Source organism: Pontixanthobacter rizhaonensis (assembly GCF_012972675.1).
GTDB classification, from domain to species: Bacteria; Pseudomonadota; Alphaproteobacteria; order Sphingomonadales; family Sphingomonadaceae; genus Pontixanthobacter; species Pontixanthobacter rizhaonensis.
Genome location: NZ_JABCRE010000002.1, coordinates 26,725 through 53,477 on the forward strand (window position 1 = coordinate 26,725; position 26,753 = coordinate 53,477).

General features: G+C 54.1%; 16 protein-coding genes. 3 read left to right on the forward strand and 13 right to left on the reverse strand.

All coding sequences use genetic code 11. The features are described 5' to 3' along the window. Positions 1-71: 71 nt before the first annotated feature. Genes HKD42_RS00140 through HKD42_RS00150 form a run of 3 tightly spaced genes read right to left on the reverse strand, consistent with a single transcriptional unit; the run spans position 72 to position 5,242 of the window. Complete coding sequence (locus tag HKD42_RS00140) at positions 72-1,670, reverse strand: glycoside hydrolase family 5 protein (RefSeq protein WP_246236570.1); 1,599 nt, start codon at positions 1,668-1,670, stop codon at positions 72-74. A gap of 16 nt (positions 1,671-1,686) precedes the next feature. After that, positions 1,687-2,697 (reverse strand): cupin-like domain-containing protein, encoded by a 1,011-nt coding sequence (locus HKD42_RS00145; RefSeq protein WP_170009185.1) that lies wholly within the window; start codon positions 2,695-2,697, stop codon positions 1,687-1,689. Positions 2,698-2,713: 16 nt separating this feature from the next. Beyond that, a complete protein-coding gene (locus HKD42_RS00150; RefSeq protein WP_246236571.1) occupies positions 2,714-5,242 on the reverse strand; it encodes a glycoside hydrolase family 3 protein in 2,529 nt (842 codons plus the stop codon). A gap of 262 nt (positions 5,243-5,504) precedes the next feature. Here HKD42_RS00150 and HKD42_RS00155 point away from each other — a divergent pair, with 262 nt between their 5' ends. Then, positions 5,505-7,313: a DUF5060 domain-containing protein gene (locus HKD42_RS00155; RefSeq protein ID WP_170009187.1), complete on the forward strand. Its 1,809-nt coding sequence runs from the start codon at positions 5,505-5,507 to the stop codon at positions 7,311-7,313. Positions 7,314-7,423: 110 nt separating this feature from the next. On the opposite strand, the gene HKD42_RS00160 is transcribed toward HKD42_RS00155, so the two are convergent. Together HKD42_RS00160 and HKD42_RS13370 are read right to left on the reverse strand one after the other, a co-directional pair. Beyond that, on the reverse strand, positions 7,424-7,849 hold the full coding sequence (locus HKD42_RS00160) for a MarR family winged helix-turn-helix transcriptional regulator (RefSeq protein WP_170009189.1): 426 nt from the start codon (positions 7,847-7,849) through the stop codon (positions 7,424-7,426). Positions 7,850-7,858: 9 nt separating this feature from the next. Then, positions 7,859-7,984 (reverse strand): hypothetical protein, encoded by a 126-nt coding sequence (locus tag HKD42_RS13370; RefSeq protein WP_281356467.1) that lies wholly within the window; start codon positions 7,982-7,984, stop codon positions 7,859-7,861. 100 nt (positions 7,985-8,084) lie between these two features. Between HKD42_RS13370 and HKD42_RS00165 the strand changes: the two genes are divergently transcribed. Next, a complete protein-coding gene (locus HKD42_RS00165; RefSeq protein WP_170009191.1) occupies positions 8,085-9,347 on the forward strand; it encodes an acyl-CoA dehydrogenase family protein in 1,263 nt (420 codons plus the stop codon). Positions 9,348-9,410: 63 nt separating this feature from the next. On the opposite strand, the gene HKD42_RS00170 is transcribed toward HKD42_RS00165, so the two are convergent. The 8 genes from HKD42_RS00170 to HKD42_RS00205 all read right to left on the reverse strand — a co-directional run bounded on the left by HKD42_RS00170 (position 9,411) and on the right by HKD42_RS00205 (position 24,992). Beyond that, complete coding sequence (locus HKD42_RS00170; RefSeq protein ID WP_170009193.1) at positions 9,411-11,378, reverse strand: tetratricopeptide repeat-containing sulfotransferase family protein; 1,968 nt, start codon at positions 11,376-11,378, stop codon at positions 9,411-9,413. Between the two features lie 90 nt (positions 11,379-11,468). Beyond that, the gene (locus HKD42_RS00175; protein WP_170009195.1) at positions 11,469-14,096 is read right to left on the reverse strand and encodes a TonB-dependent receptor; all 2,628 of its coding nucleotides are present in this window, start codon (positions 14,094-14,096) and stop codon (positions 11,469-11,471) included. A 414-nt stretch (positions 14,097-14,510) separates the two neighbouring features. Beyond that, positions 14,511-16,214 (reverse strand): BCCT family transporter, encoded by a 1,704-nt coding sequence (locus HKD42_RS00180; protein ID WP_170009197.1) that lies wholly within the window; start codon positions 16,212-16,214, stop codon positions 14,511-14,513. Positions 16,215-16,353: 139 nt separating this feature from the next. Beyond that, positions 16,354-17,631, reverse strand: a complete 1,278-nt coding sequence (locus HKD42_RS00185) for a sugar MFS transporter (protein ID WP_170009199.1) — start codon at positions 17,629-17,631, stop codon at positions 16,354-16,356. A 66-nt stretch (positions 17,632-17,697) separates the two neighbouring features. Continuing rightward, on the reverse strand, positions 17,698-20,082 hold the full coding sequence (locus tag HKD42_RS00190) for a glycoside hydrolase family 3 protein (RefSeq protein WP_246236572.1): 2,385 nt from the start codon (positions 20,080-20,082) through the stop codon (positions 17,698-17,700). Positions 20,083-20,196: 114 nt separating this feature from the next. Continuing rightward, a complete protein-coding gene (locus HKD42_RS00195) occupies positions 20,197-21,249 on the reverse strand; it encodes a LacI family DNA-binding transcriptional regulator (RefSeq protein WP_170009201.1) in 1,053 nt (350 codons plus the stop codon). Positions 21,250-21,251: 2 nt separating this feature from the next. After that, complete coding sequence (locus HKD42_RS00200; protein WP_211483464.1) at positions 21,252-22,130, reverse strand: glycoside hydrolase family 16 protein; 879 nt, start codon at positions 22,128-22,130, stop codon at positions 21,252-21,254. A gap of 84 nt (positions 22,131-22,214) precedes the next feature. After that, positions 22,215-24,992, reverse strand: a complete 2,778-nt coding sequence (locus HKD42_RS00205; RefSeq protein WP_211483465.1) for a TonB-dependent receptor — start codon at positions 24,990-24,992, stop codon at positions 22,215-22,217. A gap of 636 nt (positions 24,993-25,628) precedes the next feature. Here HKD42_RS00205 and HKD42_RS00210 point away from each other — a divergent pair. Then, the gene (locus HKD42_RS00210) at positions 25,629-26,708 is read left to right on the forward strand and encodes an MFS transporter (RefSeq protein WP_281356495.1); all 1,080 of its coding nucleotides are present in this window, start codon (positions 25,629-25,631) and stop codon (positions 26,706-26,708) included. Positions 26,709-26,753: the final 45 nt, after the last annotated feature.

Here is a 26,753-nt window from a genome sequence, read left to right on the forward strand (position 1 = left end):
ATTCTGATAGCGCTACCATAGCCGCCTAATATCAAAGCGCAAGGCAAGTTGCCCGTTGCTCACAACTTGGGTCAATCCACGATTGAAGAGACCCCTTTCACAACAATGGTTTGCCCAACTTCTACGGTTTGTTTGGCTTCGCCGAATTGCAGAGTGACAATGGCTAACTGCTTGGAGATATCCCGGTTGGCTCTGCCTGTAACCTCATACCAGCCCCATTCCGAGTCCGGAGAGATCGTAGTGTCACCAAAACCCGGATATGGCGCCGAGTTTTGCTGGAAGCGGACGCCAATGCGCCCTTTGCCATCAGCCGTATCCGCTTTGATGGTACGGGCAAAAAAGCCGACCGTCATCGTGTCACCTTGCTTGATCTCACCAAGAAGAGGGATCGTCGTGCCAACTGAAAAGTTTTCGCGTGCCTTCTTAACCGTGAACGCTAGCGCCGCCTGACCTCCGGGTATGCTTGCATCGGCGTAGCCGCGTGCTTTGAATTGATCGCCATACGTGTCCCAATCAAGACGGCTTGGGTCATTCATCAATGCGCCTGCCAATTGGCCGTCAATTGCGCGCAATGCTTCAGGCAGATCAGGGTTTAGGAGCGGCCCCTGACTATTCTGAGCGGCAGGCTGAGCCGCTGGCTGCGGAGCCACGCTGTCATCCGGCAATCCGATTGCGCCACGCAAGCCGGGTAACCATTTGCGCGTTTCCTGGTCCCAGAAAGGATAGGTATTCGTGTAAGCCCATACGCAGATGCCAATCCCTGTTGGTGCAAAGGCTTCTGTGACTGCGGCGTGATATTGTACCCGCTGGGCCAGCGGGATATGCGCCTCATACGCGCCGGTTTCGCCCATAAAGGGGGTGTGGCCGGTGCGCTCTATATAGGCGCGTAACTTTGCCACATCCTGTTCCAGCAACTTCGCATCACCGGATCCACCATATTGCCTGCCCACTGGCGGCATAGCATCACCAGTCCAGCTGGCCCCCTGATGCGTGAAATCAAACGGTGAATAATAGTGGAATGTCGGGTGGATGTTGATGTCATCGGGCAATTCCAATGTCGCCAGGGAATCGATGCCGCTCCATTCTTCACCGCCAATAATTACCGCGCGTGTCGGGTTGGTTGCACGGACGGCCGCGAGCGCTGGCGCAAGTGTTTCCAGCAGGTTGGAATCGTCCAAATTCTTATGCGGCTCATTCTCCAGCTCAAACCACAAACGGTCTTCGGGGCGGTCTGCAAATGTCGCTGCGATCTGTTTCCAGACGCCGCCATGCCAGTCTGCCGTGCCTTTGGGATCTTCATAAATCGGATCGAAGTGGTGGCTGTTCAAAATCACATTCAGATCTGCCGCAAGCGCCCAGTCAACCACTTGCTCAACCCGCTTCATATACGATGGGCTAACGGTGTAGGGGGCTTCGTTCTTGCTTTTCGTATGCCACCGCACCGGCAGTCTGATCGTGTCAAACCCAGCGGCTCTGATGCGCTTGAAATCGGCAGCACTGATCCGTTTGCCGCCCCAGGCATTTTCGGTCTCTGGCTCCAGACTGTTGCCCATATTGATGCATGTGCCAACTGGCAGCGGCTCTGGGGCTTTGGCCTGTACTGCAGGGACGGCCAATGACGAGGCTACGAGTGCCGAAGCCATCAGTGTGGCGGTTAAGGACTTAATCATGGAGCGCTCCCGTATTTTATTGTGATTGTGTTAAAACTTGTGCGATGAATTGGCGCATCATGGCACTGCGTTGTTCAGACGCCGGACCGTTTATGCCCTGGCCAGCGGGCGGTAGATGGGCTGCGGATTGCGGGGCATCATCACCAAAAACAAAATGATCGAACCATGCCTGCCAGGCGTCGCGCTGCGGTTTGGGCAAATCTCTGATCGACAACATCCCATGCACCAGCGCCAGAAACCCGCCGCCATGTGCAGCATCATTGTGCCAATAATTGAACAATATATTCATCGGCGTTGAAGCCGCGACATGGTGCCACCACAGCGTGGGAATATATATCGCATCGCCCGGTTCAAGATCGGCATATTGTGCCTTGGCCAATGCATTTGCAAATCTTGGATACCGTTCAAAATCGGGATTGAGTGGATCCACCATGCTGACCGGCTGCCCCGCCAATGTGAAGTTGAGCGGGCCGACATACAGATCACCGGTGACCTCTGGCGGGAACAGGGTGAAACGGCGTTTGCCCATAGCAACCACAGCAAAATTATCCGACATGTCGAAATGTGTGGCGACTTGCGATGCATTGCCGAGCCATAGGCGCGGGGTAGCGTCCGGCAGCCTATCCGCCAGCGGGAAGGGATGCTTTTCACGCAGGCCCGGCTGGTGGCTGGCAAGCGCGGTTGCCCCGGCATACATGCCGGGCGGTTCATCCGTTGCGGACAATTGCTCAATCTGGTCTGCGAGCTGGGTTAGGCTTGCTTTCTTCTGTGTGAAATTCAGGCCCCGCATATCAGGGCGATAAAAGAACCGCCCCTTTTCCGATGGCGGCGCGACCATAATATCGGTTGGCGCGCCGCTATCATGCTGACGAAGCATAGAAAGCGCCTCGCCGTGGGATCGCTGCGCCGCTTGCACTATCGGCCATTCATTGGCGATATTGCGCATAACCACCGGCTGGAATTGCGGACGAATACGGTCCTCAAATTCCAGCGGCGTTGGTGCCTCGATTTCCTGTATTGGTGTCATAGGCGCAGTGGCGATTTCACTGGCAGGGCAGAATTTGTTCTGCATCCGAACCCAAACGGATTTCTGTCAGTCCGAAATCAGCCGGGCCGTTGGTTTCTAACACGAAGGGTTTGGTCAGAGCGGTCATATCAGCGCCATTGGTGCGGAAGCATTTGAGCGGAATGCCATACCGGACATAATCGTCGGTTTTTGGCAATGACAGGTCGACAATTCCTTCGCTGGCGTTCCCCGATGCGCCGATCTTGGCGTTCTTCAATGGGGTCCAGGTTTTTGCTGTAAACAACAGCAGTACATCCGCATTAGTTTCCCGGTCGAGATCGATCGGTTCAAAGTTGCGAAGGGTCACTGCAGATTGTCCGGAAGAGATTGTGAAGCGTCGCGCTCCCTCTTGGACGATATAGTCGCTTGCAGTTACCCGGACACGGCCACTAAGAGCATTGACCGGCAAGGTTGTTATGCGCGTTTCTTCGCCGGAACCATCACCTTCGACCAATAGTGACCAGCTTGACGCCGGGACACCGGCCTTCAGCCAATTCCGGCTGTCACCTGCATTGGCCGTATCAACCTCGGCCAACGGTTGCCAGGCCGATGCCGGCGCTGTGTAGTTGAGCCCGTATCCGAACGGGAACAGCACGCCATCACCCATTTCAGGGGTATTTGGCCATGCAGCCGGCAATTGGCCTGTGAAATCGTAGCGCGCTTTGCCCGCCTGATCTCCGATCAACACGTCAGCCAATCCGCCGCCTTCCGAGCCGGGAAGCCACGTCACAACAAATGCATCTGCGATATTAAGCGCTGGGTTCACGTAAAGCGGCCGTCCAGTGATCATCACGGCGACAACAGGGATACCTTGTGCTTTCAGTTTGCGCATTGTTTCATAGGGAGCTGTCAGCTCTGTATCGAGCGCCAAAGTCGCGCGATCTCCCTGGAACTCGGCGTAAGGCGTTTCACCGAACACGACGATGGCTGCGTCAGGTTTTTTGGTGAAGCTGCCATCCGGCGACAGTTGGGCGGTGCCGCCTGCTTGGGCGACAGCGCTTTCAATGCCAGCATAGAGAGACGTCGCACCGGGGAACGAATCATTTTCGATACCCGTGCCTTGCCATGAAATGGTCCACCCACCGGATTGGCGCGCAATATCGTTCGCGCCATCACCAGCAACCAGCAGATTGGCATCGGCTTTCAGAGGCAGAACACCGGAATTTTTCAGCAACACGAGGGATTTGCGCACGGATTCCCGGGCAACTGCGCGATGTTCGGGAGCACCCAGCAGGTCGTAGTCACCCGACAAAAGCCGCTCTGAAGGGCGGCCCGCCTCAAACAACCCAAGGCGCATTTTTACGCGCAGCACAGCCGCATTGGCTTCATCGATCCGTGCCATCGGGATTGTGCCGTCTTTGGCTTTGGCCAGCGTGTCTGCATAGATCGCTTTCCACGTATCAGGCGCCATGAACATATCGATGCCGGCGGTGATAGCTTGGGGACAGCTTTCGTTTGTACAGCCTTTGACCTGCCCGTGTGCATTCCAGTCAGAAACCACGAAGCCTTTGAAATCCATTCGATCTTTCAAAACGTCGGTCAACAGGCTGCGGTTGCCGGTCATCTTCTTGCCTTGCCAACTGGAGAAGCTGGCCATGACGGTAGCAACACCGTTTTCGATCGCGGGGCCGTAAGGTGCGCCATGAATGTCGCGCAATTCCTCTTCGCTAATGTCCGCATCACCCTGATCAATGCCGTCTTTCGTACCGCCATCAGCCAGATAATGCTTGGTGGAAGCGATCACATATGGACCAGCGAGCAGGTTTTGAGAATTCGGCGCGCCTTGCAGTCCGCGGACCATCGCGCCGACATAGGATGCAACCAATTCAGGGTCGGAGGAGTATCCTTCATAAGCGCGGCCCCAACGGAAATCCTGCGGAACCGCTACGGTCGGCGCGAAGGTCCATTCTTGCCCGGTCACGCGGATTTCTTTCGCCGTGACTTGCGCAATACGTTCCACCAATTCGGCATCGCGCATCGCGCCCAGCCCGATATTATGCGGGAAAATTGTGGCACCGATGATGTTGGAATGTCCGTGAACAGCGTCCGTGCCCCACACAATCGGGATGCCTACGCCGCCATCACTGATGTCAACAGATGCGTCGTAAAATTCGTCTGCCGCCTTCAACCATTGCGGTGCAGGCGCGGTATCATTGCCGTAAGGGCCGCTATTGCCGCCGTTCAGTACGGAGCCGAGATTGTATTCTTTCACATCCTGCGCTGTCACACAGCACAGGTCGGCCTGGACAAGTTGCCCGATCTTTTCTTCCAACGTCATACGGGCGATGATTTGCGCAATGCGCGCTTCGGTTTCGTCTGATGTAACGACCGGATATGTGTAAGAAGGCCAGATTGACGGGTTTGCGACACCTGCCTGGGTGTGTTCACCGGCCGCGTCTGCAACAACCGGCGCTGCGCTATTCGTTGGCTCTGCGCCCATCGAATAGGCTGAGCAGCCTGAAAGCAGCATAGCTGCCGCCGCGATTGTCAGTGAATAAAAACGCATTATCAAGTACCCTCAACCCAAAATGTGAGCGCTATCATTAAGCGAATTTCTCTCTCTGTCTAGGGCCGAGATGAAACTTCTCTTAATCTCAAAAGGCGGGTCTGTTTATCACTTCGCAACCGCGGGGCCAACCGTGTGAATTTTGCCATCGGGCGATCTTTTTGGTAGCGCTCTCAATTGCTGAAGCCGGACAATTCAATTGGTTGTTTGCAATCTTCGCATGAGATGGGGACCGATGATTAGAAAAATCTTATCTGCCGCAATGATAATCGTCCTCTCGGCAGTAGGCGGTATCGCCAATGCGCAGCAAGACGATTCTTCGGCCTTGGAAGAGCATTCTGGCTTGAATATTCATCCGCCACGCGCCGGTACCTTGTTCCACCTCTCGGCATTTGAATTTACCGGTCCTGATACGAGCGAGCGTGCCGTTACCAACCCGTTCACAGATTACCGGTTGGTTGTGTCTTTCTATGCTCCGGGTTCGGACGTCCCGGTTCATATTCGCGGGTTCTATGCCGCTGATGGCAAAGCCGCCGACACCAGCGCCATGTCCGGCCCAGTTTGGCGAGCGATGTTCACTCCCAATCTTACGGGCACATGGCGCTGGACCGCCCGTCTTTCTAAGGGAGCCGACATTGCAATTGATCAAAACATTACGTCGGGAAAGACAATTGCCTTGTCGCCATCAAGCGGTTCGTTCCATGTCGGCCCGTCTCTTGCAAAAGGAAAGGACTGGCGGGCGCCTGCGAATGGACGATTGGTTGCCAAAAACGGGGAACTGGTGGCCACTGGTTCTGGCAATGTGTGGCTTAAAACCGGTGCCAATAGTCCGGAAAATTTGCTCGGCTATGTCGGCTTCGACGGGACTTGGCGGATCGACAGCAATGCCCGTGATGGGGAATCGGATAGCGGCAAACAGCTTCACCGGTTCGAGGCCCATCAGCGGGACTGGCGCCCAGGCGATCCGCTGTGGGGTGATGAACGCGGGCACTCGCTGATCGGGGCAGTCAATTATTTGGCGGATAGCGGGGTCAACGCCGCCTATTTTCTGGTTTGGAATGTTGAAGGTGACGGGAAAGATGTCTGGCCTTTTGCGGGCCCCGATACCCAAACCCGTTTTGACACGAGCAAGCTCGATCAGTGGGAACGGGTATTTGCCCATATGCAGAAGCGGGGCATTGCGCTGCATATAGTGTTGCAGGAAACCGAGAATGAGTTGCTGATGGATGGCGGCGATACCGGCCGCATCCGCAAGTTGTTCATCGCTGAACTCGTCGCCCGCTTCGGCCATCACAATGCGCTGATCTGGAATTTGGGAGAAGAGAACGGCCCTGTCCATTGGCGGCCGGAGGGGCAGAACGATGCACAGCGCCGGGCGATGATTGAATGGCTGACGCGGGTTGATCCTTATGGCCACCCTATATTGCTCCACACGCATGCCGAACCGGATGACAAAGTTGCGATAGCCGGGCCGCTTTTGGGTTTGCGCGATTTGGACGGGCTGTCTTTGCAAATTTCCGATCCCACGCTGGTGCATGAAGAAACAGCGAAGTGGTTCAAACGCTCGAGCGATGCGGGCCATCGCTGGGTGCTCACCATGGATGAAATCGGGCCATGGCAGAACGGTGCTATACCTGATGCCGATGCAGAAGATGACCATCTGGCATTGATCCGTGAAGCTTTGTGGGGGCATCTTCTGGCAGGTGGTTCAGGTGTTGAATGGTATTTTGGAGCGAAATTCGACCACAATGATCTGAGCGCCGAAGATTTCAGATCTCGGCAGAAATTATGGGCCTCCAGCTTCGCTGCGCGGCAGTTTCTTGAACAAACAATAGACGTCAGTTCGCGTGCAATATGCCCTTCTGAGTATGCTTCCGGACCGTGCCTGCTCGGAACGGCTCCGGGGACGAAAAAACGGGTTGCGATACTGTATTTGCCAGCAGGCGAGGTGCTTAAGTCCAGTCAGGCGAAACAAAGCGAGAGGATTGAATTTCGCAATCCGCTTAACGCCCGCGAGCTCATTGCAGCTGACCAAATGCAGGATCGGATTGCCGTTATCTACAGACCGTAATCCGCCTTCGACGAAAGGGTTTGGCTCTGATCGCAATGGTGCGAATATGAAGGTGTGCGAGCTCTGGTGATAATGCCAAAGTCATGTGATTGCAGTCTTGAGACTGATCATCAATCCGCTTCGTTAATGATCAATTCCATCGCCGCTACCACCGTCGCGATTGTTTTTTCGCCCAGCAGCTCATCTATTTTAGCGCTGGTGTCATTCGTTGTTGCGTTGGCTTTTTCTACTGTATCGGAACCGAGTTCTGTCAGTTTCAACAACCAAGCCCGGCCGTCGCTATCGTCGCGCAGCCTTTCGATCATTTTGAGATCGATAAATCTGCGAACCATGGCCGTGATTGCGGAATCATTGAGGCCAAGCTCTGTCGCCAATTTTGATTGTGTGGTGGTTTCTTCTGATGCGATGATCGCAAGGGCAGAGATTTGGGCGGTTGTGACTCCAGCCACCTCAAGCAGTCGTCGATCCGATTGTTTTTTCAGGACATGCGCAGCGATCTGCAAGCGGGAATAGAATCTGAGTTTTTTTGCGGGCATGTGTCAAAGTTAGCGCGCTTCTGGATATTTGTGAACCATCGATAGGTTCACCGGTGAACTATCGGCATATACGATTTTGAAGTTAGGAATATGCAAACTTTCGTCACGCTCTAAGTAGATGTTTCCTGTTGCCATTCACGACGATCTTAATATACTTCAGTGATGAAGTATATTGCAATCCGTGTTTCGTCCGTGCCCGACGTAACTACCAAGGCAGCCCAACAAAGGAACAGCAATGACATATGACCCCAATGATTCTGAACTGAATGATCTGAGAATGTCTGATAGCGGCCGCGCCCTTTATGACCGCGTGAAGCGGTTTGTCGCTGAGGAGGTAGATCCGATCACAGAGCAATTTTTCACCATGGGTGAAGGTCGCGAGGATCGGTGGAGCTATGTTCCGGGGCAATTGGAATTACTCGAAGGAGTGAAGGATAAGGCTCGCGCGCAGGGTTTGTGGAATTTCTTCCTACCAGATGCGGAATCGGGCGAAGGACTTAAAAACCTCGACTATGCGTTCATCGCTGGCGTGTTGGGTAAAAACCCTTTGGCCTCGGAGTGTATGAATTGCAGTGCGCCCGATACTGGCAACATGGAAGTCCTTGAGCGTGTTGGGACACCTGCACAGAAGCAGGAATGGCTTGTTCCCTTACTCGAAGGAAAGATCCGTTCGGCATTTGCGATGACAGAGCCTGGGCATGCATCATCGGATGCACGGAACATTCGGACGGAGGCTGTCCTTGAAAAAGGCGAATGGGTGATCAACGGAGAAAAGTTCTACATCTCTGGTGCGGGCGACCCGCGCTGCAAGATCTTGATCACGATGGTTCAGACCAACCCGGATGGCCCAAGGCACTCACAGCAATCTCAGATTCTGGTGCCCATTGATACGCCAGGTGTTGAAATCGTGGGGCCGATGCACGTCTTTGGTGACGACGACGCGCCGCATGGTCATATGCATATCAAGTTCAATAATGTCCGGGTACCTGAAGACAACATCCTGCTGGGTGAAGGGCGTGGTTTTGAAATATCCCAACTCCGCCTTGGACCTGGACGTATTCACCACTGCATGCGTTCGATTGGTGTCGCAGAAAGAGCGTTGGATTTGATGATCCGTAGGGGTGGAAGCCGTGAAGCGTTTGGTCAACCCTTGGCATTGTTAGGTAAGAACCTGGAGGTCATTTCACGCGCACGGATTGATATTGAGGCCATGCGCTTGATGGTTCTTAAAGCGGCTAAAGCAATGGATGTTATGGGTAACAAACAGGCACGTGTGTGGGTTTCGATGGCCAAGGCGTATGTGCCTGAGATTGTGTGCCGTATCATCGACGAAGCGATCCAAATTCATGGCGCAGCTGGTGTGTCGCAATGGACCCCGCTTTCGCGCATGTACGCTAACCAAAGAACGCTACGTTTGGCCGATGGGCCTGACGAAGTGCATCATATGGTGGTTGGCCGTAATGAGATGGGCAATGCTGGCTACAAACCTCAGCGATAGGATGGGCATTTGGCAATTGAAGAAGGGCCGGATGTAATGTCCGGCGCTTCTTCTATAGAGCCATCATGCCAGCGCTTGCTTCAAAGGGTCAAGCCACGGTTCAAACGGTTTCCACGCTGCCACTCCGGATCGGTTGATGGGTTGCCGGACCTGCTCTGAACTGGCGGTACGGACGGCGCGTTTGTTTTTGTGGAAATTGACGCAGGCTTCCTCAAACGGGAGGCCGAGATAGTCGAGCATACGGCGGACTTGGCCATCTAGATCGTCCAACACATCCTCATGCTGCACCCGCAGGATCTGTCCGGGTAACACCGCGTCCCAGTGTTCCATCAGGGCGGTATAGTCACTGTAATACCGGCCAATTTCTTCTAGGCCGTAGGTGAATTCCTGGCCCTCTGCGAAGAGTTGTTTGAAGCCGGAAAAGCAGCAATCCATAGGATCGCGGCGGGCATCAATGATCTTGGCGTTGGGCAGGATAAGTTTGATCAAGCCGATATGCCGGAAATTGTTAGGCATCTTGTCGATGAAGAATGGCGCGCCTTGGCGGTGGATGCGTGTATTGTCGATAAAATCCTGCCCCATCTTCGCCAGGCGATCTGCGGTTAGATCGTGCAGAATGCCGGGATATAGTGCCTCGCCTGCTTTCCGGCCGCGGAGGCGGTGAGCAAGCGCGAGGATGTTGGGCAGTTCCAGGGTGCCATCCACTTGACTGTGGGAGGCCAGAATTTGTTCCAGCAATGTCGATCCTGCCCGGGGCAGGCCGAGAATGAAAATGGGGTCTGGGGCGGGGCATCCCGCGCCTTGGTGCTTCGCAAACAAGCCTGATGTGCAAAATTCTGCTTGGCGTTGCAGCTCACTTTGCATCGCATCGGCATCATATCGCGTTTGGCGCCGCTTAAGGGTGTTCCCTTCATCATAAAATTGGAACGACTGTTCATAATCGCCCGCATCTTCGTAGGCTTTGCCTAACGCAAATGAAAAGTGAACCCGGTCCATAAATGCCAAGTCGGTACGGGCAACTTGCGTGCGCATCGCCGCTATCTGTGTCTTGTCAAACTGATAGGTTTTGAGGTTGGCCAGCGCGTAATAGGCATCACCGTGATCGGGCTTCGCCGTAAAGGCTGCTTGATAAGAAGCGATAGCTTTGCCGGTGTCGCCGGTTGTCTTGAGCGCATGACCGCGCGAGGTCAGCGTGGCGGGATCATTCGGTATGGCTGTCAGAACCTGATCGAATAGCTCGAAGGCGCGCTCAAATTCGCCGGTTTGCATAGATTCTATCGCAAGATGCGATTGGAATAGCGGGTTTTGCGGATCCCGGGCATAGAGTGCCTCTGCCTCGCTCTTGGATTCAGCAAACTTCTGACGGCGGCGCAGGGCATCGATGTAATCCAGCCTGATCTGAATGTTGTCAGGATCAAACTCTTTGGCGCTATCCAGCAGGAACTCTGCATCATCCAAGATGCCAAGCTTGATACCGATTTGCGCCAGCAAGCGCATAGCTTCGACGTGTTTCGGGTTCTGCCGCAGAAAGTGGCGGCAGAATTCTTCTGCACGGAGTAGGCGGCCCTCGTGCAAATGGTTGGTCGCTGCGAGCAATTCGCGCGGCATGCTTTTCAGGCGATCTGCCTGCGTGAGGGCAGCGTCCCGATTCGCACTTTGCCCGGTACCATCCAACAGTTCCGCCTGAGCCCGCCAGCTGGCCTCTAATGCAGGGTTGAAGCGTGTGGCGCGCCGGTAGGCCTCCAAGGCCATCGCAGGTTGATTTTTGGCCCGTGCGAGATGCCCCGCTTCCTGCCATGCCCGCCCATATTCAGGGGATGCCTGATGGAGCAGGGCCAGATAGCGGTCTGCGGTATCGTAGTCTTTAAGATACCGGGCAGCGACGGTCGCCAGATACAGCGCATCAGTATCGTCTGCGACATCTGCAAGCAGTGCCTGCGCCACTTTGAGGCCAATCGCAAACTCGCCTGCCTGCAAGTGCTTTTGCGCGCGTTGCAGCTGGTCTGCACGATTTGGTGTATCTGTTGTCATTCAGAAGCCTTTGACAGAAACTGCGGCGGAATGAAAACGGCGGATGAAGCAATCTGCCTCACCCGCCGCATTTCACATTAGATAGTAAGCTTAGTAGTTGAAGCTTACCCGTGCGCCAACTGTCAGTGGACGGTTGGTGGTGATGCGTTCGACATCATTGATGAAGTTACCTGCGATTTCCGCGCGCGTATCAAACAGGTTTTCACCATAGAGTTCAAAGCTCCAATTATCGGCTTTGACACCGGCGCTTAGAGCGACTGTGGTGTAGCTATCGAGTTCGAACTTGTTGATCTCGATGATGTCAGTGAATTTTGACCCAGAATAGACCAGCTGCGGCATAATATGCGCACGCAAAGCATCGCTGACATCCCATTCATAGCGAACCCGCATATTACCCTGGAATTCAGGGGCGTATGCCAGCGGCTCACCCGCCACCACATCATCAGTCGGTGTGAGAACGTCGGTAATTTCGCTATCCAAAATCGAAAACGCGCCAGTCACTGTCAAGCCAGGGACACTATATGGTGCGATCGTCAGTTCACCTTCGACACCGAAGATTTCCGCATTCGCAGCGTTATCGGAGAAGAACAGGTTGGTGATTGATGGATCGAAAATGGTCGTTTGAAGGCGGCTAATGTCGACATAGAACGCACTACCGTTCAGACGTACCTGACCGTCAGCCAAATCCATTTTCCAACCGAATTCGTAGTTTTTCACTTCGTCGGTTTCGAGTTCAAATGGCACTGTGAAGCCGTTTGCACCTGCTGCGCCGCCTGGACGGTTCAGCAAGCCAGGACGGAAACCTTCTGAATAGGTCACATAGAACAGCAGATCTTCGGTTGGGGTGACTGTTGCAGTACCCTTGAAGATTACACCTTCTGCTTTCGCAACATCGGGTGCGCCCACTGTATTGTTAGGGCCGAACTGGGCGCTGATATTGGTACCACCACGCTGCTGATCGACGCGGTCCGCGAGCGGTACGCCAGTGTTCGCGCCAAAGACCGGTGAACGCAGGTTGAAGAAGGATGAGTTCGCGCTGCCTTCCAAGTCTACTTCGACGTTGTAGTAACGAAGACCGGCAGTGATCGTCAGCAAGTCTGGGACGATGTCCAAGCTTGCTTCACCAAACAGACCAAATTGTTGGTCGGTTCTGCGAATGTCATTCCGGAAAATCGTGGTCGCGGGGAACGGTCCTGCTTCAGTGAAGAATCCTTCAGAAGCGGAATTAATCGCACCGGGAGGCGCGTTGACATTGGTCAGCGGGAAGTTTGGCAAGAAGCCCGTTGTGACACCATCTGAGCCGCGAACCAAAGTATTCGCCGGATAGGAGAAGTCGTTCAGCTCTTTCAGTTCCAGATCGCTGTAGAAGGCACCCGCTGTCACGCGGAAAGGCGCATCCTGATCTGTGCTGACCCGGAATTCCTGAGTGAACACGGTTGTATCCGTGTTAGATGCGACGAAAGTGTTCGGCGCATAACACGTTGGATCGGCAGGGGCGTTTGCCACATAGCCTGGATAAACAACGGCAGTATCACAGATGTAATAGGGAAGATATTGGCCAACAAACAGATAGTCCGTGTAATCGACACGCTGCTGTGTTTCACGGTCGGTGTAGGCACCCGTATAAACGATATCGAGAGCGCCGAGGCGGCCTTCAATTGTCCAGCTGGTGTTCGAGAAATCGTCTTGCAGGCTATCGGGCTCGTAACGCTGAACGTTCAGGCCATCAATGCCAAGGTCTGGATCAGCGAAAAACACACCGTCTGATTCCACACTTTGGCGTGCGTGTGTAACTGTCAGGCGCCAGTCAGGCGAGAATTCATAGAGAGCCGATACCCGGAAACCGGAATATTGTGTGTCGTTGAAGTTTTCTTCAACCAGACCAGCATTGTCGGCGGCGATAAAGGTTGTGCCAGCAGCGGGTCCGCCCGCTTGGAAACCTTGGCGAATGGTGCCCACAGGCACGCCATTCGAACGAACATCCGTAGCTTCACGGAAACGTCCGCTTTGGCTGGCATCAATTGTACCAGCAACGTTATCAATATAGCCGCCTTGGTCGTCCAGGTAGAAGACGCCTCGCACTGCGAGGCTATCTGTCACAGGCACGTTGATCATGGCTTCTGCGTTGTAGCTCGCTTCACCGCCTTTGGTGAAGGCAACGCCGGCTTTGCCTGACGCGTCGAAACCGGACAGGCTTGGCTTGTTTGTGATCAAACGTACAACACCAGCTTGAGAGCTAGCGCCGAACAAGGTGCCTTGCGGGCCAGCGAGAACTTCGATCCGCTCTAAATCGGCTGCGTAGACATCGAGGTTACGGCCAGGCTGACCAAGAGGCTGCTCGTCAAGATACAGGGCAACGTTTGGCGCAAGTCCAGCAACACCGGCAGTGGTCAGGTTAGGCGTAGTGGACGCCAAGCCGCGAATGTAGATGGTGCTTTGACCGGGGCCGCTACCGCCAGCAGTAACGCTAGGGAGTTGCTCAAGATAATCGCCGAATGTGTCAATCGCCAGCTCTTCCAACGCTTCTGCGCCAATTGCGCTGACAGAAATTGGAACGTCCTGGAGGTTTTCGCTCTGCTTCGTCGCGGTCACCACAATTTCGGTTACGCCGCCGACGCGTTCTTCGCCGGCTTGATCACCAGCGTCCTGCGCGAACGCAGGCGTTGCAGAAAGGGTAGCGATCGCCACGAGGGACGCGCCACTGTGTAATTTCATCATTGAGATTTTTCCCTATCGAATTCTAAGCTGGGTCTCTGCTAGGAAAACGGCAGAATTGCCTGACTTTCCGAAAAACCCTGCTTGTCGCGCGAAAACCGACCGACTTTCACGCGTCGGGATGGGCGCTAACAAACAACGAATGAGCAATCCACCTGAGTGGCAATAATGAAGCCAAAGAAGGATGCGGTGTTGCGGAATGACAACACTATATAGAAAAAACTAAATAATGATACGTCTGTTCGAACGACTTATTTTTCTAGCAAGTTTAGCCTAATTCTATTCATTCTTAGATGTTCATCAATTTATAGTATACCTAAGTAATTCTTATTCTATAAATGATATGGTCATATGTGTTGGGCTTGCTATAGGCGCTTTATGCTTGGCCCTGAAGGAATGGACCATGAATAGATTGCCTCAGGCGGGTTGATTTTCCGCAATCGCTTCAATGGCTTCTGCAGTTGTCGGCACGTCCTGACTTTTCCTAATCAGGTCGAACAGTACCGCTTTGCCGATCGAGATGGCCATCAAGGCGACCACAAAGCTGAACGGCAGCGCCCCGATTATCATGGTAACCCGGATCGCATCGATGCCGCCAAGGATGAGCATACTACCGACCACAAGCGCGATTGCCGCGCCCCAGAAGACAATATGATGCCGCCGTTCGGATGCCTGATCCGCTGCGTCCTCACCGGCGCCGTTGATCGTATTGACGATCAGAATGGCACTATCGGCTGAAGTAATTAGGTAGGTCATCAGCAGAATAACCACGAGGCCGGACAGGATCATGGCGATATCAGGACTGAACAGAACGGACAGGGTCGCATAGAGCTGGTCAGAAATGCCAGCCGCCAAAATCGTGCCCTCTGCTGCGCCGGATAATTCCAGATCGATCGCAGTACCGCCGACAATCGCCATCCAGATAAAACACATGACTGAGGGCACGAGCACCACGCCAAACATGTATTCACGAATAGTCCGGCCGCGCGAAACGCGCGCGATAAACATCCCGACAAACGGTGCAAAGGCGATCCACCAGGCCCAATAGAATACCGACCAATCCAATTGCCATTGGGCAAGAGCGTCTCCTGCGGCTGTGCCATCGGCGCTCCACAGCGTCAGTACCAGCTGGGGCAGCGTGCGAATGTAATCATACATGCCAGTAAACAGCAGTTCGATGCCAAGCAGGCCCGATCCAAATATCAGGAAGATCGCCAAAAGCAGAAATGACAAACCCATATTCAGGTTTGACAGCCATTTAATGCCTTTACCAACGCCTGACAGGGCGGACAGGGTGGATGCACCGACCAGCAGTATAAGAGCGATGACAATGGCAGGATTGGATGCGCTGCCTTCTGCCTTCAACAACCAATCGCCCATGCCGATCCTGTGGAGCCCGGCGACAAATTGTTCGACACCAAGGCTCATGGTAACCGCAACGCCCAATATGGTGGCTACGACGGCGACAATGTCGACGATGTGGCCAGCAGTACCTGACATCGCTTTGCCAAATAGCGGAGCGAGGCTTGAACGGATGGTTAGCGGTAGGCCGCGCCGATAGGAGACATAGCCGACTGCGAGGCCGACCAGTGCGTAGGTTGCCCAAGCATTGAAACCCCAATGCAGGAATGTGTAGACGTAGGCGGGCCTGACTGCTTCTTGTGAAACAGGTTCGATCATTCCGCGAATGATGTCGGGATTATTCTGGAAATGCGACATTGGCTCACCAGTCGCATAGGTTAGCATCCCGATACCGATGCCCGCGCCGAATAGCATAGAGAACCAAGAGAAACGCGAAAATTCGGGCTTTTCACCGGCGGAGCCCAATCGCAAAGAGCCGGTTTGCGGTATGATTGCCAAAATCAACGCGACCAACATCAGGAATGCCACGAGATAAACATACCAGCCGGAAAATTCCCGGATGATATTTTCATTGGCTATTTTGAGTGTGTCATTGGCGTGGGTCGGAAAGACGATGGCCCAAACAATCAGTGCCGCAACGATGATCTTGGACGGGACCGTGACCATTTTGCTGAAGCCGCTGTAAAAACCGCTATCGGCGGTTTCGATGGGCAAATCTATAAGAGGCGGGTCAATCGAATTGCTGGAAGTTTCACTCATGCGGTGATGGGGCTTTCGGTTCAGCTGTGCCGCGTCAATGTGCCATGCGGAACGCACAGCAAGATTTCAGACTGACGGGCTAATATGGGGACAGGCATAGAGCCTGCCCCCAATATTGCAAATGCGGTCTGCTGCTGAACTAGGCAGGTCTTCGAGCAAAGATGCCGAAACACACAATAACACCGTAGCAAATTGCCGGGATGACAAGGGCCGTTGTGAGCGTGGTCGCATCCGCAACGACGCCAAACAACAATGGTACAACCGCACCACCACAAATGGCGACATTGATGATACCAGAACCGTCAGCTGCCCGTGATCCCAGTTTCTCGCAAGCCAGCGAGAAGATTGTCGGGAACATGATCGAATTCATCAAGCCAATCGCCAGGAGCGAATACCCAGAAACGGCACCTGTCGTGTTGGCCGATATTAGCAGTAGGGCGATCGCCCCGGTCGCAACCGTTGCGAGCAGCAGACCCGGGCTAACCATCCGGAGAAGGCCAGAACCGATAAAGCGGCCAACCATGGCTCCGCCCCAGTAAAGCGCAATTAGCTTACCGGCCGCCTGTTCGCCCAATCCCATGACGCTGTCTTGCTGTAGGTAATCCACAATGATGGATCCGATTGCCACTTCGCCGCCAACGTACAAAAAGATGCACAAGGCACCGAAGCCAAAACGTGACCGCTTAAGCAGGTCGAACCCGGCAAAACCCTCGCTCGCTTGGTGCTGCTCGCCTTTCAGACGGTTGCGGAACATCCAAACTACCGCAGCAACAATAGCGAGTGCGAAAGCAATCCCGAGGTAGCCGTTTACGATCGCTTGGCTCTCTGCTGTGCGGTAAGCTTCGAGTTCAACACCTGATAGCTGGTCAGCGGTAACTGTCGCCAAGCTACCCAAGATAAGTATGGCCCCGACATAGGGGAATATCGTGGTGCCAAGCGAGTTAAATGCTTGCGCGAAGGTCAACCGGCTGTGGGTGGTTTTCACAGGCCCTAGAAGGCTGATCAGCGGGTTCGCCACCACTTGGACAACCACGACCCCGCTTGCGAGGATGAAAAAGGCAAACAGAAACAAAGCGTAGGTTGCAGTTTGAGACGCTGGAATAAACAGCAAGCAACCGGCCATCATGATCAGCAGGCCGGCAACGGCGCCGCGCATATATCCGATCCGTTTAACGAGTTTCGCAGCTGGAATTCCAATGGCAAAATAGGCAAAAAAGAAACAAAACTGGACCAGCATCGCTTCGGTCCAGCTAAGTGTGAACAGTTCTTTGAGCTTGGGAATGATCACGTCGTTTAGTGACGTGATCCCGCCAAAGATGAAGAACAATCCAAACACGAAGCCTTGAAGGCCGGGTGCATCAATATTGTTTCCATCGCTTCCAGCAGCGCCGGAAGCTGCGTCTGGGGCAAGTGCCATTAGTGTATCCCTCCTATTTCCGGCCTGTGGATAGGCCGGTATGATATTCCAGTGCGGTCATTCCTGTTAGAACGAGCAACTTGTCCCTTGCGCTATGTCTTGGCGCGCAATTGACGACACTTTTATCGTGAAGTCACCATCCGAGCGGATCGTCAAATCATTGCTGAGGCCCGGCAAACATTCGTCGGTGATGATCATTTCCCGCCAGCCCTTGCCTTCTGCGACCGCCATGGGATGCGTAATGTCAAATGTGGAACCACCGCTGGATAAAGCGACCGGTTGCCCGGCGCGCTGATCGACCGAATAGGTAATTCGGAACCCGCTACTGCTTTTTGGGCCTGTCAGGACCAAAGATGATCCTGCCGTGAAAATGATTTCGCGGGCATCCTCTTGCGCGTTGCGGTCAATACCGCGCGCAGTCACCCCTCCGTTTACCCCTCTTAGATCGGGCAGAACTAACCCGTCTGCTGTGGCGGTAATATCCGATGCAAGACGGCCCGAGATAAACCAGTCAGCCTGCCCATTATCGGTCAACGCGCTGCATTCCTCGTTGAGCGTGGCTAACGGTGCGTGATCCCCTGTCGCACGGCCATAGCCCAGAGCGAATAGCGCCCCGTCAGCGCTGTTCAGTGGCGCCCCTGCACAATCGGCTGGCCAGCTAAAAGACAGTCGGCCACTCGCCGGTGCTTGGCCGAACAGCACATCGGCAACGCCCGCGCCTTCGCTGCCGGGCAGCCACGCCGCGACAAAGGCGTCGGCTGCGTTCAATTCGCGGTTTACCCAAAGCGGTCGACCAGACAGAAATACGGCAACAGTGCGGATACCTTCTGATTTGAACTGCCGGAGCAACCTCAGACCCTCTTCATCGCGGAACGCAAGGTCTTTGCGATCCCCGACGAATTCCGCATAGGGCTGTTCACCAAACACCACGATAGCGACGTCAGGTTTGTCAGCATAACTGCCGTCGTCCGACAAAACGGCGGTGCCGCCGGCTTGTTGTGCAGCAGCAGAAAGTCCATCATAAATTGATGTGGCGCCTGGGAAGTCTGCATTGGTCAGCTCACCGCCGCCTTGCCATGTAAGCGTCCAGCCGCCCGCTTGTTGAGCTATGCTGTTGGCCGCCTTGCCCGCGACCAAAATGTTGGCCTTTGATTGGAGCGGTAGCACGCCATCATTTTTCAACAGCACGAGCGACTTCGCGACTGCCTCGCGGGCAATGGCCCGGTGTTCCGGGCTGCCGAGTTTGTCCCATTGTCCTGCATTGGCCCGTTCTGAAGGGCGCGGGGCGCCAGCCAAAAGACCTGATTTTTCTTTGAGGCGCAGAACACGCAATACCGCTTCATCCAACCGAGCCATTGGAACGGTACCGTCCTGCACTTGCGCGAGAAGCGTTTCGTACAGGCCTTTCCAATCTTCGGGGACCATATACACATCAAGCCCAGCCATCAGGGCCTGCGGGCAATCAGTATTGGTACAACCCTTGATCTGGCCATGACCATTCCAGTCGCCCACGACCAGTCCGTCAAAGCCTAAGTCGCCGCGCAAAACCCCGGTTAGAAGTTCGGTATTGCCGTGCATCTTACGGCCATTGATCGAATTGAAGCTGGCCATAACGGTTTCCACGCCAGCCTCGATCGCGGCGGGATAGGGCGCAACATGAATATCCATCAGCGCGTCTAAGTCGCCGTTCACATCGCCCTGATCGACGCCTTGCTCTGTTCCGCCGTCACCGAAAAAGTGTTTGGCTGTTGCGATGACACGTCCGTTGCCCAGGTAATCATCGGCGGATCGATAGCCTTGCAGGCCTTCGACCATTGCCTTGCCCAGCACTGATACGCGGGCAGGGTCTTCCGAATAGCTTTCATAGGTGCGGCCCCACCGGTCATCGCGGGCAACCGCAACAGTGGGTGCAAACGTCCATTCAATACCGGTTACTTCAATTTCAATCGCGGTTGCCTGGCCGATCTTGCGGATCAAATCAGGATCGCCAGTAGCGCCCAACCCAATATTGTGCGGAAACATGGTTGCACCTTTGACATTGGTGTGACCATGCACCGCGTCAGTGCCCCACAGCACTGGCACAACTGGCTCGCCAGAGGCCAGCGGGACAAGCGAAGCATCCCAATGTTCGTCTGACAATTTCAGCCATTCGGGCGCTGGGGCAAGATCATCGCCATAGGGCCCGGAATTACCGCCATTTAGAATCGTGCCGAAGCGGTACTTTTCTGTGTCAGCAGGTGTGATGGCGGAAATGTCCGGCATTATCAGCTGGGCGACTTTACGTTCCAGTGTCATTGCCGCCAGTATCTGCTCGGCGGTTTGGGCAGTTGCCCGAACCGGCTCCGCCTCGGTCAATGAAGTCGGGGATGCAGGAATGGATTCCGCTGCTTGATAGTTTCCGCATGCGGCGAGCAGCATTGTGCTGGCCAAGATAGTCGATTTGATGTGCATTCTACCCTCAAGACTTCACGTTTGTGAACGTTATCATTCTGAGTTGTACACGCTGTTCGACCAAAAGCAACCGGTTAGAAAGTGGGGGCCGTCCGCCTCTGTCAGAACGCGCTTTTATAGCGGAGCAGGGCCTGTGGAATCGCGAAGGACGAGATCCGCCGGTATGATGGTAGGGCCGAGAACTGGCGTATCGCCGTTCTTCGCTGAAATGAGCAATTCGATTGCGCGCGCAGTCGTATCGGCAATTGGTTGGTCTACTGCAGTAAGCGAAGGCCTTGCAAAGATAGCCATCGGTGTATTGTCAAAACTGATGACCGATAAATCTGTGGGGACCGACAGGCCAAGCTCGCTTGCTACCTCCATGGTGGCAACAGCCATATGATCATTGCTGGCCAAAATGGCCGTTGGCCGATCGGACTGGCATAACAATATCTTTGCAGCAGCCGCTCCGGAAGCGAAGCTGAAATCGCCTTCCTGTGATTTTCCGGATGTCGCGCAGCCAGCGCTTTCCATTGCGCCTTTCCAACCGGCTAAGCGCCAGCCGCTCAGCAGATAATCGCTTGGGCCAGCGATGAAGCCAATATTGGTATGACCAAGCCCAAGAAGGTGCTCGGTTGCCTTCCGCGCGGCATCTTGATCTCCCATGATCAACGGAATGCCGCCGCCTTGTCCTTCAGACCCGATCTGGGCAAAGGGAATTTTGTGCGCTGTCAGGAGATTGGTGATCAGCGGATTGTCGGAATGCGGCGGTGTGAGAATGACGCCGTCCGGCTGAAGGGCGGCAATAGCAGCGCCCAATTCTCGTTCCACATGGTCATTATGCGTGTCGACCAGCTCGAATATCATCCGGTAGCCAAGCTCGGCACATTTGAGCATGCCACCAAGCAGCATTTGGTCGATCCAGTCAGACCCCTGACGCGCCCGCCAGTCAGCGATGGTTCGCTCACGATCATTGAGCGCAAGGATTAGGTAGGACCGCGACCCACTCATTCGCTGTGCTGCGATGGAGGGAATATAGCCCAAGCGGTCAATCGATGCTTGCACCTTCTCTTGCATGGAAGGACGCACGTTGGGCTCTTTATTGATGACACGGCTAACCGTCTGCAGGGATACGCCTGCATCCGCTGCAACATGTTTGATCGTTACGGCTTGGCGCCGGCGAGCCATGACTAATCCTTTGAAGCTGGCAGTTGGTAGACCCTGACGTGGTCTATTTCCATCCGTGCGGGCAGGGCGTCAACATCAATTCCCTTGCGTCCGCCCCAGTCACCTCCGATGGCGATGTTGAGCAATAGATGCTGCGGTTTGTCGAACGGCCAACGCGATACGCTCGTCTTCTTTTTCTTGAACAGAAACTTCGGAGCGTCATCTACACCAAACAGCAGGAATTCCGGCGTCCATAGCAATTGATATCGATGGAAATTGGTACAGGCCGTTTCCAACGTATGGCTAGTTGTTTGCTGTGTACCGCGCCCGAAATTGAACGCTTTGGTATGAATGGAATGGTGAATAACGCCGGGTTCAAACCCGACATGTTCCATAATATCGATTTCACCGCCGTTGGGCCAAACCACATCAGGATCTTCTGGCAGAGTCCAGATCGCCGGCCAGGTGCCGCGCTGGCAGGGCAGCTTCGCACGAACTTCATAAAAACCATAGGTCCAGGCAGCTTTGCCTTGGGTGAACAGTCGCGCCGAAGTATATTTTTGCTTTCCCCAATCTGGGAATTGGGCTGGATCGAGTGTCTCTTTGCGAGCCTCGATGATTAAAATCCCGCCTTCGACCCGTGCGTTCTCTTTTCGCTCGCTGGCGTAATATTGCAGCTCGTTATTGTACCAGCCTTCTTTATTGCGGTGCGTGTCGTATGCCCACTTCTTAGGGTCTGGTAGCCCGTCAGTATTGAACTCATCCGAGAAAACGAGCTCGTACCCATTTGGTGGCCGGTGAGGTTCTTGCTTGGGCAAGGAAGCACTGGTCTTGGCGGGGCTCTGCGTCGCTGGATCGTTTGTTGTTGCCGGTTGTACAGAAACTACGGCTGCCGCGATCAAAGCAAATACTGTCATTTCACAACTCTATGGCTCGATATTCCAAAAGTGAAGAGCGGCAGATTCCTCCGCCGCTCTTCCTTTCCCTTAAAAGCGAGCACGCACTCGAACACCGTAAGTGCGCGGGCGAGTGAAGAAGCGGGTATTATCAAATTGGGTGATGATAATGGCTGCTTCGTTCACAGAATTGGTGACATTGTTGGCGTACGCTTCAATCCGGTATTTCCCGGCATCGTCGATGGTATAACCAGCGCCAATATCCATCGTGAAATAGCCATCAATTTTGTCGAGCAAGCGACCATCGGTAACGGTCGATGCATTGCCATTGGCGTCAAATTCCAGGCTGTTGAAGATCGTGTGGAACTGCGAAGAGCGATACCCTGCAGAAATCACGTAATCGAGCTGACCAGTGGGAAGTTCGAACACTTGCGACAATTTCGCGTTCAGTTGCCATTTCGGAGTCCGCGGCAAGCGGCGGCCTTCGATCGAACGGAACACAGCGTTTGCGGCATCGACGTCAGCTTGGAAACGGAAGTCCTGAATGTCTTCAGCTTTCTTGATCTGGGCTTCCAAATACAATGCACTGAAATCGAGCGAAATGTTCGCAGGCAGATCGAAGCCACCATCAATTTGAGCACCATAGATTTCGGAGTCCGCCGCGTTGAAGCTGAACGACACAATCAAAGCCTGGCTGGTGTTGTCAGGCAATGTAATCGTCTGACCACCAAAAGTGTTCGTGAACTGAACGGCCTGAGCGACTGACAGCAGGGAGGTGAACACTTGGTCCGAATAGTCGTTATAGAAAATGGAGCCGTTCAATCGTGCGCGGACATCACCGATGTAGAATTCGTTCTTCGAACCCAATTCATACAGGACAACCGACTCTGTTTCGTAGGTCGGCGCCACACCCAAATCACCAAGGTTATCATTGAATCCGCCGGATTTATGGCCGTTTGATACCAGAGCATAGACCAAGTGATCGTCAGTGATGTCATATTCACCGCGCAAGCGCCAATCGAAGAACTCGTCTTCGTAATTACCATCTTGCTGAAATATCTGACCTTGGAATGGGACACCAAAAGTAAACTGACCGCTTGGTTCGAAACCATTACACGTCAATCCATCGCCGAAATTCGTATCTAGACAGTCTGGCCGGCCAGGAACCGTTCCAAAGAACCCAGGGAATGGGCCGAAGTTCAGGATTTCGTCCAAATTGTCACGATCACCGAATTGGGCAATGCCATTAGCGTAAAAGTCGAAGACTTCTTGATCGCTAATTGTGCCATCAGCATCGGTATCTGGGTTGATGATTGTACGATCGCGAGCAGCGAACTCGAACCCTTCGGTACCAACACGAACGCCGAGACAACAGTTAAAGTTACCGTCCCCCAGCGCGATCGCATAGCGTGCCGCAACACCGTTCCGTTCCTTCTTGTCCTTGGTTACCCGGGCGCCACCAGTTAGGCGGAAACGGTCGGTCACGGAATAGGTCATGTCGCCGTAAACGGCCCAAGCCTCCGAATCTGTATTCGTGTTGAATTCGATGCCTGAGAAAAATGGTGTCCGATCGCCAGTAGAACCGAGGAAAGAGAATTGTTTCTCGTTGATATACTGCGCGCCAACGCTCCAAATCCACGGACCTTCAGTGTTGAATAGACGTAGTTCGTGGAACTGCGAACGCGAGTCGGAGATAATCCGGAAGCGCGAGAAGTTGTCGAGAGATTCTTGGAGAATGATATCAGCATTCGGGTTTCCAGCGCCGCCAGACAGAGCGTCTATAACACCTGGAAAATTAGGGGAGAGTGGCGTTGTAGCTTCATAATCGTAGACGGCGTCCCGATAACTACCGATATATTCGATTGTCATATCATCGGTTTCGTAAGTAATCGTCGACCGGATACCCCAGTGATCAGTATTCAGATCTGGCGTTATTCCGCGTGCGATAACGTCCCTTGGGTCGTTGATCTGATCGAGGCTTTGCAAGTTGCCATCTGCGATTTCTCCGAGAGGCAGCGCATAGTTCGTTCCGGTGTAGCCCGTTCCGCCTTCGCTAATATAGTCACCAGCCACAACAACTGTGAGGCGGTCAGTTGGCTTGAACAGGATTTGCGCACGACCAGAGAAGTTCTCGACTTCTTCGGCAACGCCAATTCCCTGAACCGGGCCGACATTATTGTAGTAGCTGTCATGCGCCAGATAGAGACCAGCGAAACGGACGGCGACGTTTTCGCCGATTGGAATATTCAAAGCGCCCCTCAAAGAGCGTTGATTGTAGTTGCCATACTCTGCCTCAAGCCCAGCATCCCAAATGCCGAGGCCGGGTTTGAAGCTGATCGCGTTGACCGAACCGGCTGTCGCGTTGCGTCCGCGCAATGTGCCCTGTGGGCCCACATTCACTTCAACCCGTTCGATGTCATAGAACGCGCTACCGATCCCGGAAGGGCGGGGGATGTTGACCCCGTCAAAGTGGAACGATGCTGCCGGATCACCCAGCTCGGTGTTGTTAGAACTACCAATGCCGCGGATGAAGACTTCAACATTACCGCCATTATTGGCTACAGATAGGCCAGGGATCTCATCTTGCAGATCGGTGAAATCTTGGACGCCGCGCTGCAAAAGCTCTTCGCCGGTAACGACAAACGCCGTACCCGCAAAATCCTGCAGCGATTGCTCGCGCCGATCGGCGGTAACGATAATAGTGTTATCGTCCAAAGCCTCCGGCTGGCTGGCTTCTGGCTGTGCATCCGAGGCGGCGTCTTGCGCGATTGCGCTGGTGCTGAATGCTAACGCAGTGGCAGATACTGTGCCCAATGCTGCGAGACGCTTTGACAGAAGATTCGTATCAAGCAGAGTTTTCCGAACCAATTTTCCCTCCCTAGGATTTTAAAATGCGCGACGAACACGCTTACTATGAAGGCTAAACTACCAAAATTGTGAGCGTTCACAACTAAAAATGAACGTTCACAATTTTGGTAGTTTTGGACGGCGATCCATCCTGTCTCTGGCAGGCCCTTTCGGTTTGACAATATCTGTACCTTAAGCTGCTATCGTCGATTAAGATACTGAAAAATATAATCAAAAGTCCTGCGGCGAGATATTGATTCGCGTGGCGCGCGGTGCGCAGGGGTGGGCCGTTAATCGACATTTTTGGAGTGGCCATAATGTCATGCCATCGTTTCGGCTCGGTGAAATGTGATAGTTTTGTCACATCGACCGCGATCAATGTGTGATCGATTCTTCCATAGCATTTGCCTATGAGCGGACCAGCGTCCAAAGCTATCAGATTAGTTTCTGACAGCAGTCTGGAATGTAATAATGTGTCGCTGCCGCGGCATTTAATGGGCCGGGGGTGTTTGTATTCAAACCGCTGAAACTGACAGTCAACCAGCTCACTTCGGGTGGACGTATCCGCTGGCCTTTATTGGTGCCCACATCGCCTTCATTCCCTTCTTTGCATTATTACTGCCGCGCAAAATTGAGCGTTTCTCGTCGGGAGATAGCCTGACAGATTTGAGCTGGGTGCTTCTTCTGGGTGCTGTTACCGCCAGTATTGCGCATATCTTTGCCGGCTATTGGGGGGATCGTTGGCTTGCCCGGTTTGGCAGTCGTAGAGGTCTGATCGGGGTCGGCCTGTTCGCACTATGTGGCAGTTATCTATGGTTGGCGGCGGCGGCGGATGTGACGACGATAGTAGTGGCGGTGGTGGTCTATCAAATCGCGTTGAACCTCTTCTTTGCTCCCTTGGGCGCGCTGTTGGTCGACTACGTACCGGACGAACGCAAGGGTACAGTAGCGGGCTGGCTTAATGCTGCGTTGCCACTGGCGAGCATTTTTACGGCCATCATCGCGAGACTATATCCGGTCGACGATTTCGCTGGTTTTTTGGTTGTTGCGGCGGCTGTAATAGCGTGCGCGGCGCCTCTTTTGATTTTGTGGCCGAACCATCTTCAGCCTTTAGCCGTCACTGACCGAAGCGAGGCACCCCCGTCCCGGCAAGTATGGAGCGATTTTCTGATCGCTTGGTGCGCCCGTTTCCTGATCCAGTTCGGTGCAGCAATCGTACTGGGCTATTTGTTCGCTTATCTATCGCTAAGCATGGATATCCCAGACTTCCCGGTCAACGCGTCTGCCGGGGTCGCAACGCTCGCACTTGTCGCGGCGGCAGCAGGTTTTGCTTCTGCTGTGGGGGCGGGGCGCTTGTCGGACGGAACATTTGGCCGCCTGGCCCCAATGACCACCGGAGCATTATGTGTGGCAATTTCCTTTGCCACGCTTGCTTTGACGGAAAGCTGGCTGATCTTCGTGGCGGCATATGCGGTATGCCAAATTGGCCTTGCCTGTTTCGTGACAGTCGATTCCGCTTTGGTCGCGCAATTGCTGCACGGGCATGGGCGCCGGGGGATGTGGCTGGGGGTTATGAATTTGACCAACACCCTGCCCGGCGTTTTCGGTCCGGTATTAACGCTCACAGTGGTTTCTGCGCTATCGGATCGCGGCACCATCAGCGCGTTGTTCCTGTTGTCAGCGGTGGCCGCCCTTTTTGCGAGCGTAATAATACAGCGAATTCGATCTGTCCGTTGACATCTTGTACGTAGCTATCGAAAACGCCTCTTCATCTAGGCCATT

Excerpts from the sequence above, each read along its gene's own strand:
- HKD42_RS00140 (WP_246236570.1), bottom strand. The coding sequence starts at position 1,670 with ATGATTAAGTCCTTAACCGCCACACTGATGGCTTCGGCACTCGTAGCC.
- HKD42_RS00145 (WP_170009185.1), bottom strand. The coding sequence starts at position 2,697 with ATGACACCAATACAGGAAATCGAGGCACCAACGCCGCTGGAATTTGAG.
- HKD42_RS00150 (WP_246236571.1), bottom strand. The coding sequence starts at position 5,242 with ATGCGTTTTTATTCACTGACAATCGCGGCGGCAGCTATGCTGCTTTCA.
- HKD42_RS00155 (WP_170009187.1), top strand. The coding sequence starts at position 5,505 with ATGATAATCGTCCTCTCGGCAGTAGGCGGTATCGCCAATGCGCAGCAA.
- HKD42_RS00160 (WP_170009189.1), bottom strand. The coding sequence starts at position 7,849 with ATGCCCGCAAAAAAACTCAGATTCTATTCCCGCTTGCAGATCGCTGCG.
- HKD42_RS13370 (WP_281356467.1), bottom strand. The coding sequence starts at position 7,984 with ATGGCAACAGGAAACATCTACTTAGAGCGTGACGAAAGTTTGCATATT.
- HKD42_RS00165 (WP_170009191.1), top strand. The coding sequence starts at position 8,085 with ATGACATATGACCCCAATGATTCTGAACTGAATGATCTGAGAATGTCT.
- HKD42_RS00170 (WP_170009193.1), bottom strand. The coding sequence starts at position 11,378 with ATGACAACAGATACACCAAATCGTGCAGACCAGCTGCAACGCGCGCAA.
- HKD42_RS00175 (WP_170009195.1), bottom strand. The coding sequence starts at position 14,096 with ATGATGAAATTACACAGTGGCGCGTCCCTCGTGGCGATCGCTACCCTT.
- HKD42_RS00180 (WP_170009197.1), bottom strand. The coding sequence starts at position 16,214 with ATGAGTGAAACTTCCAGCAATTCGATTGACCCGCCTCTTATAGATTTG.
- HKD42_RS00185 (WP_170009199.1), bottom strand. The coding sequence starts at position 17,631 with ATGGCACTTGCCCCAGACGCAGCTTCCGGCGCTGCTGGAAGCGATGGA.
- HKD42_RS00190 (WP_246236572.1), bottom strand. The coding sequence starts at position 20,082 with ATGCACATCAAATCGACTATCTTGGCCAGCACAATGCTGCTCGCCGCA.
- HKD42_RS00195 (WP_170009201.1), bottom strand. The coding sequence starts at position 21,249 with ATGGCTCGCCGGCGCCAAGCCGTAACGATCAAACATGTTGCAGCGGAT.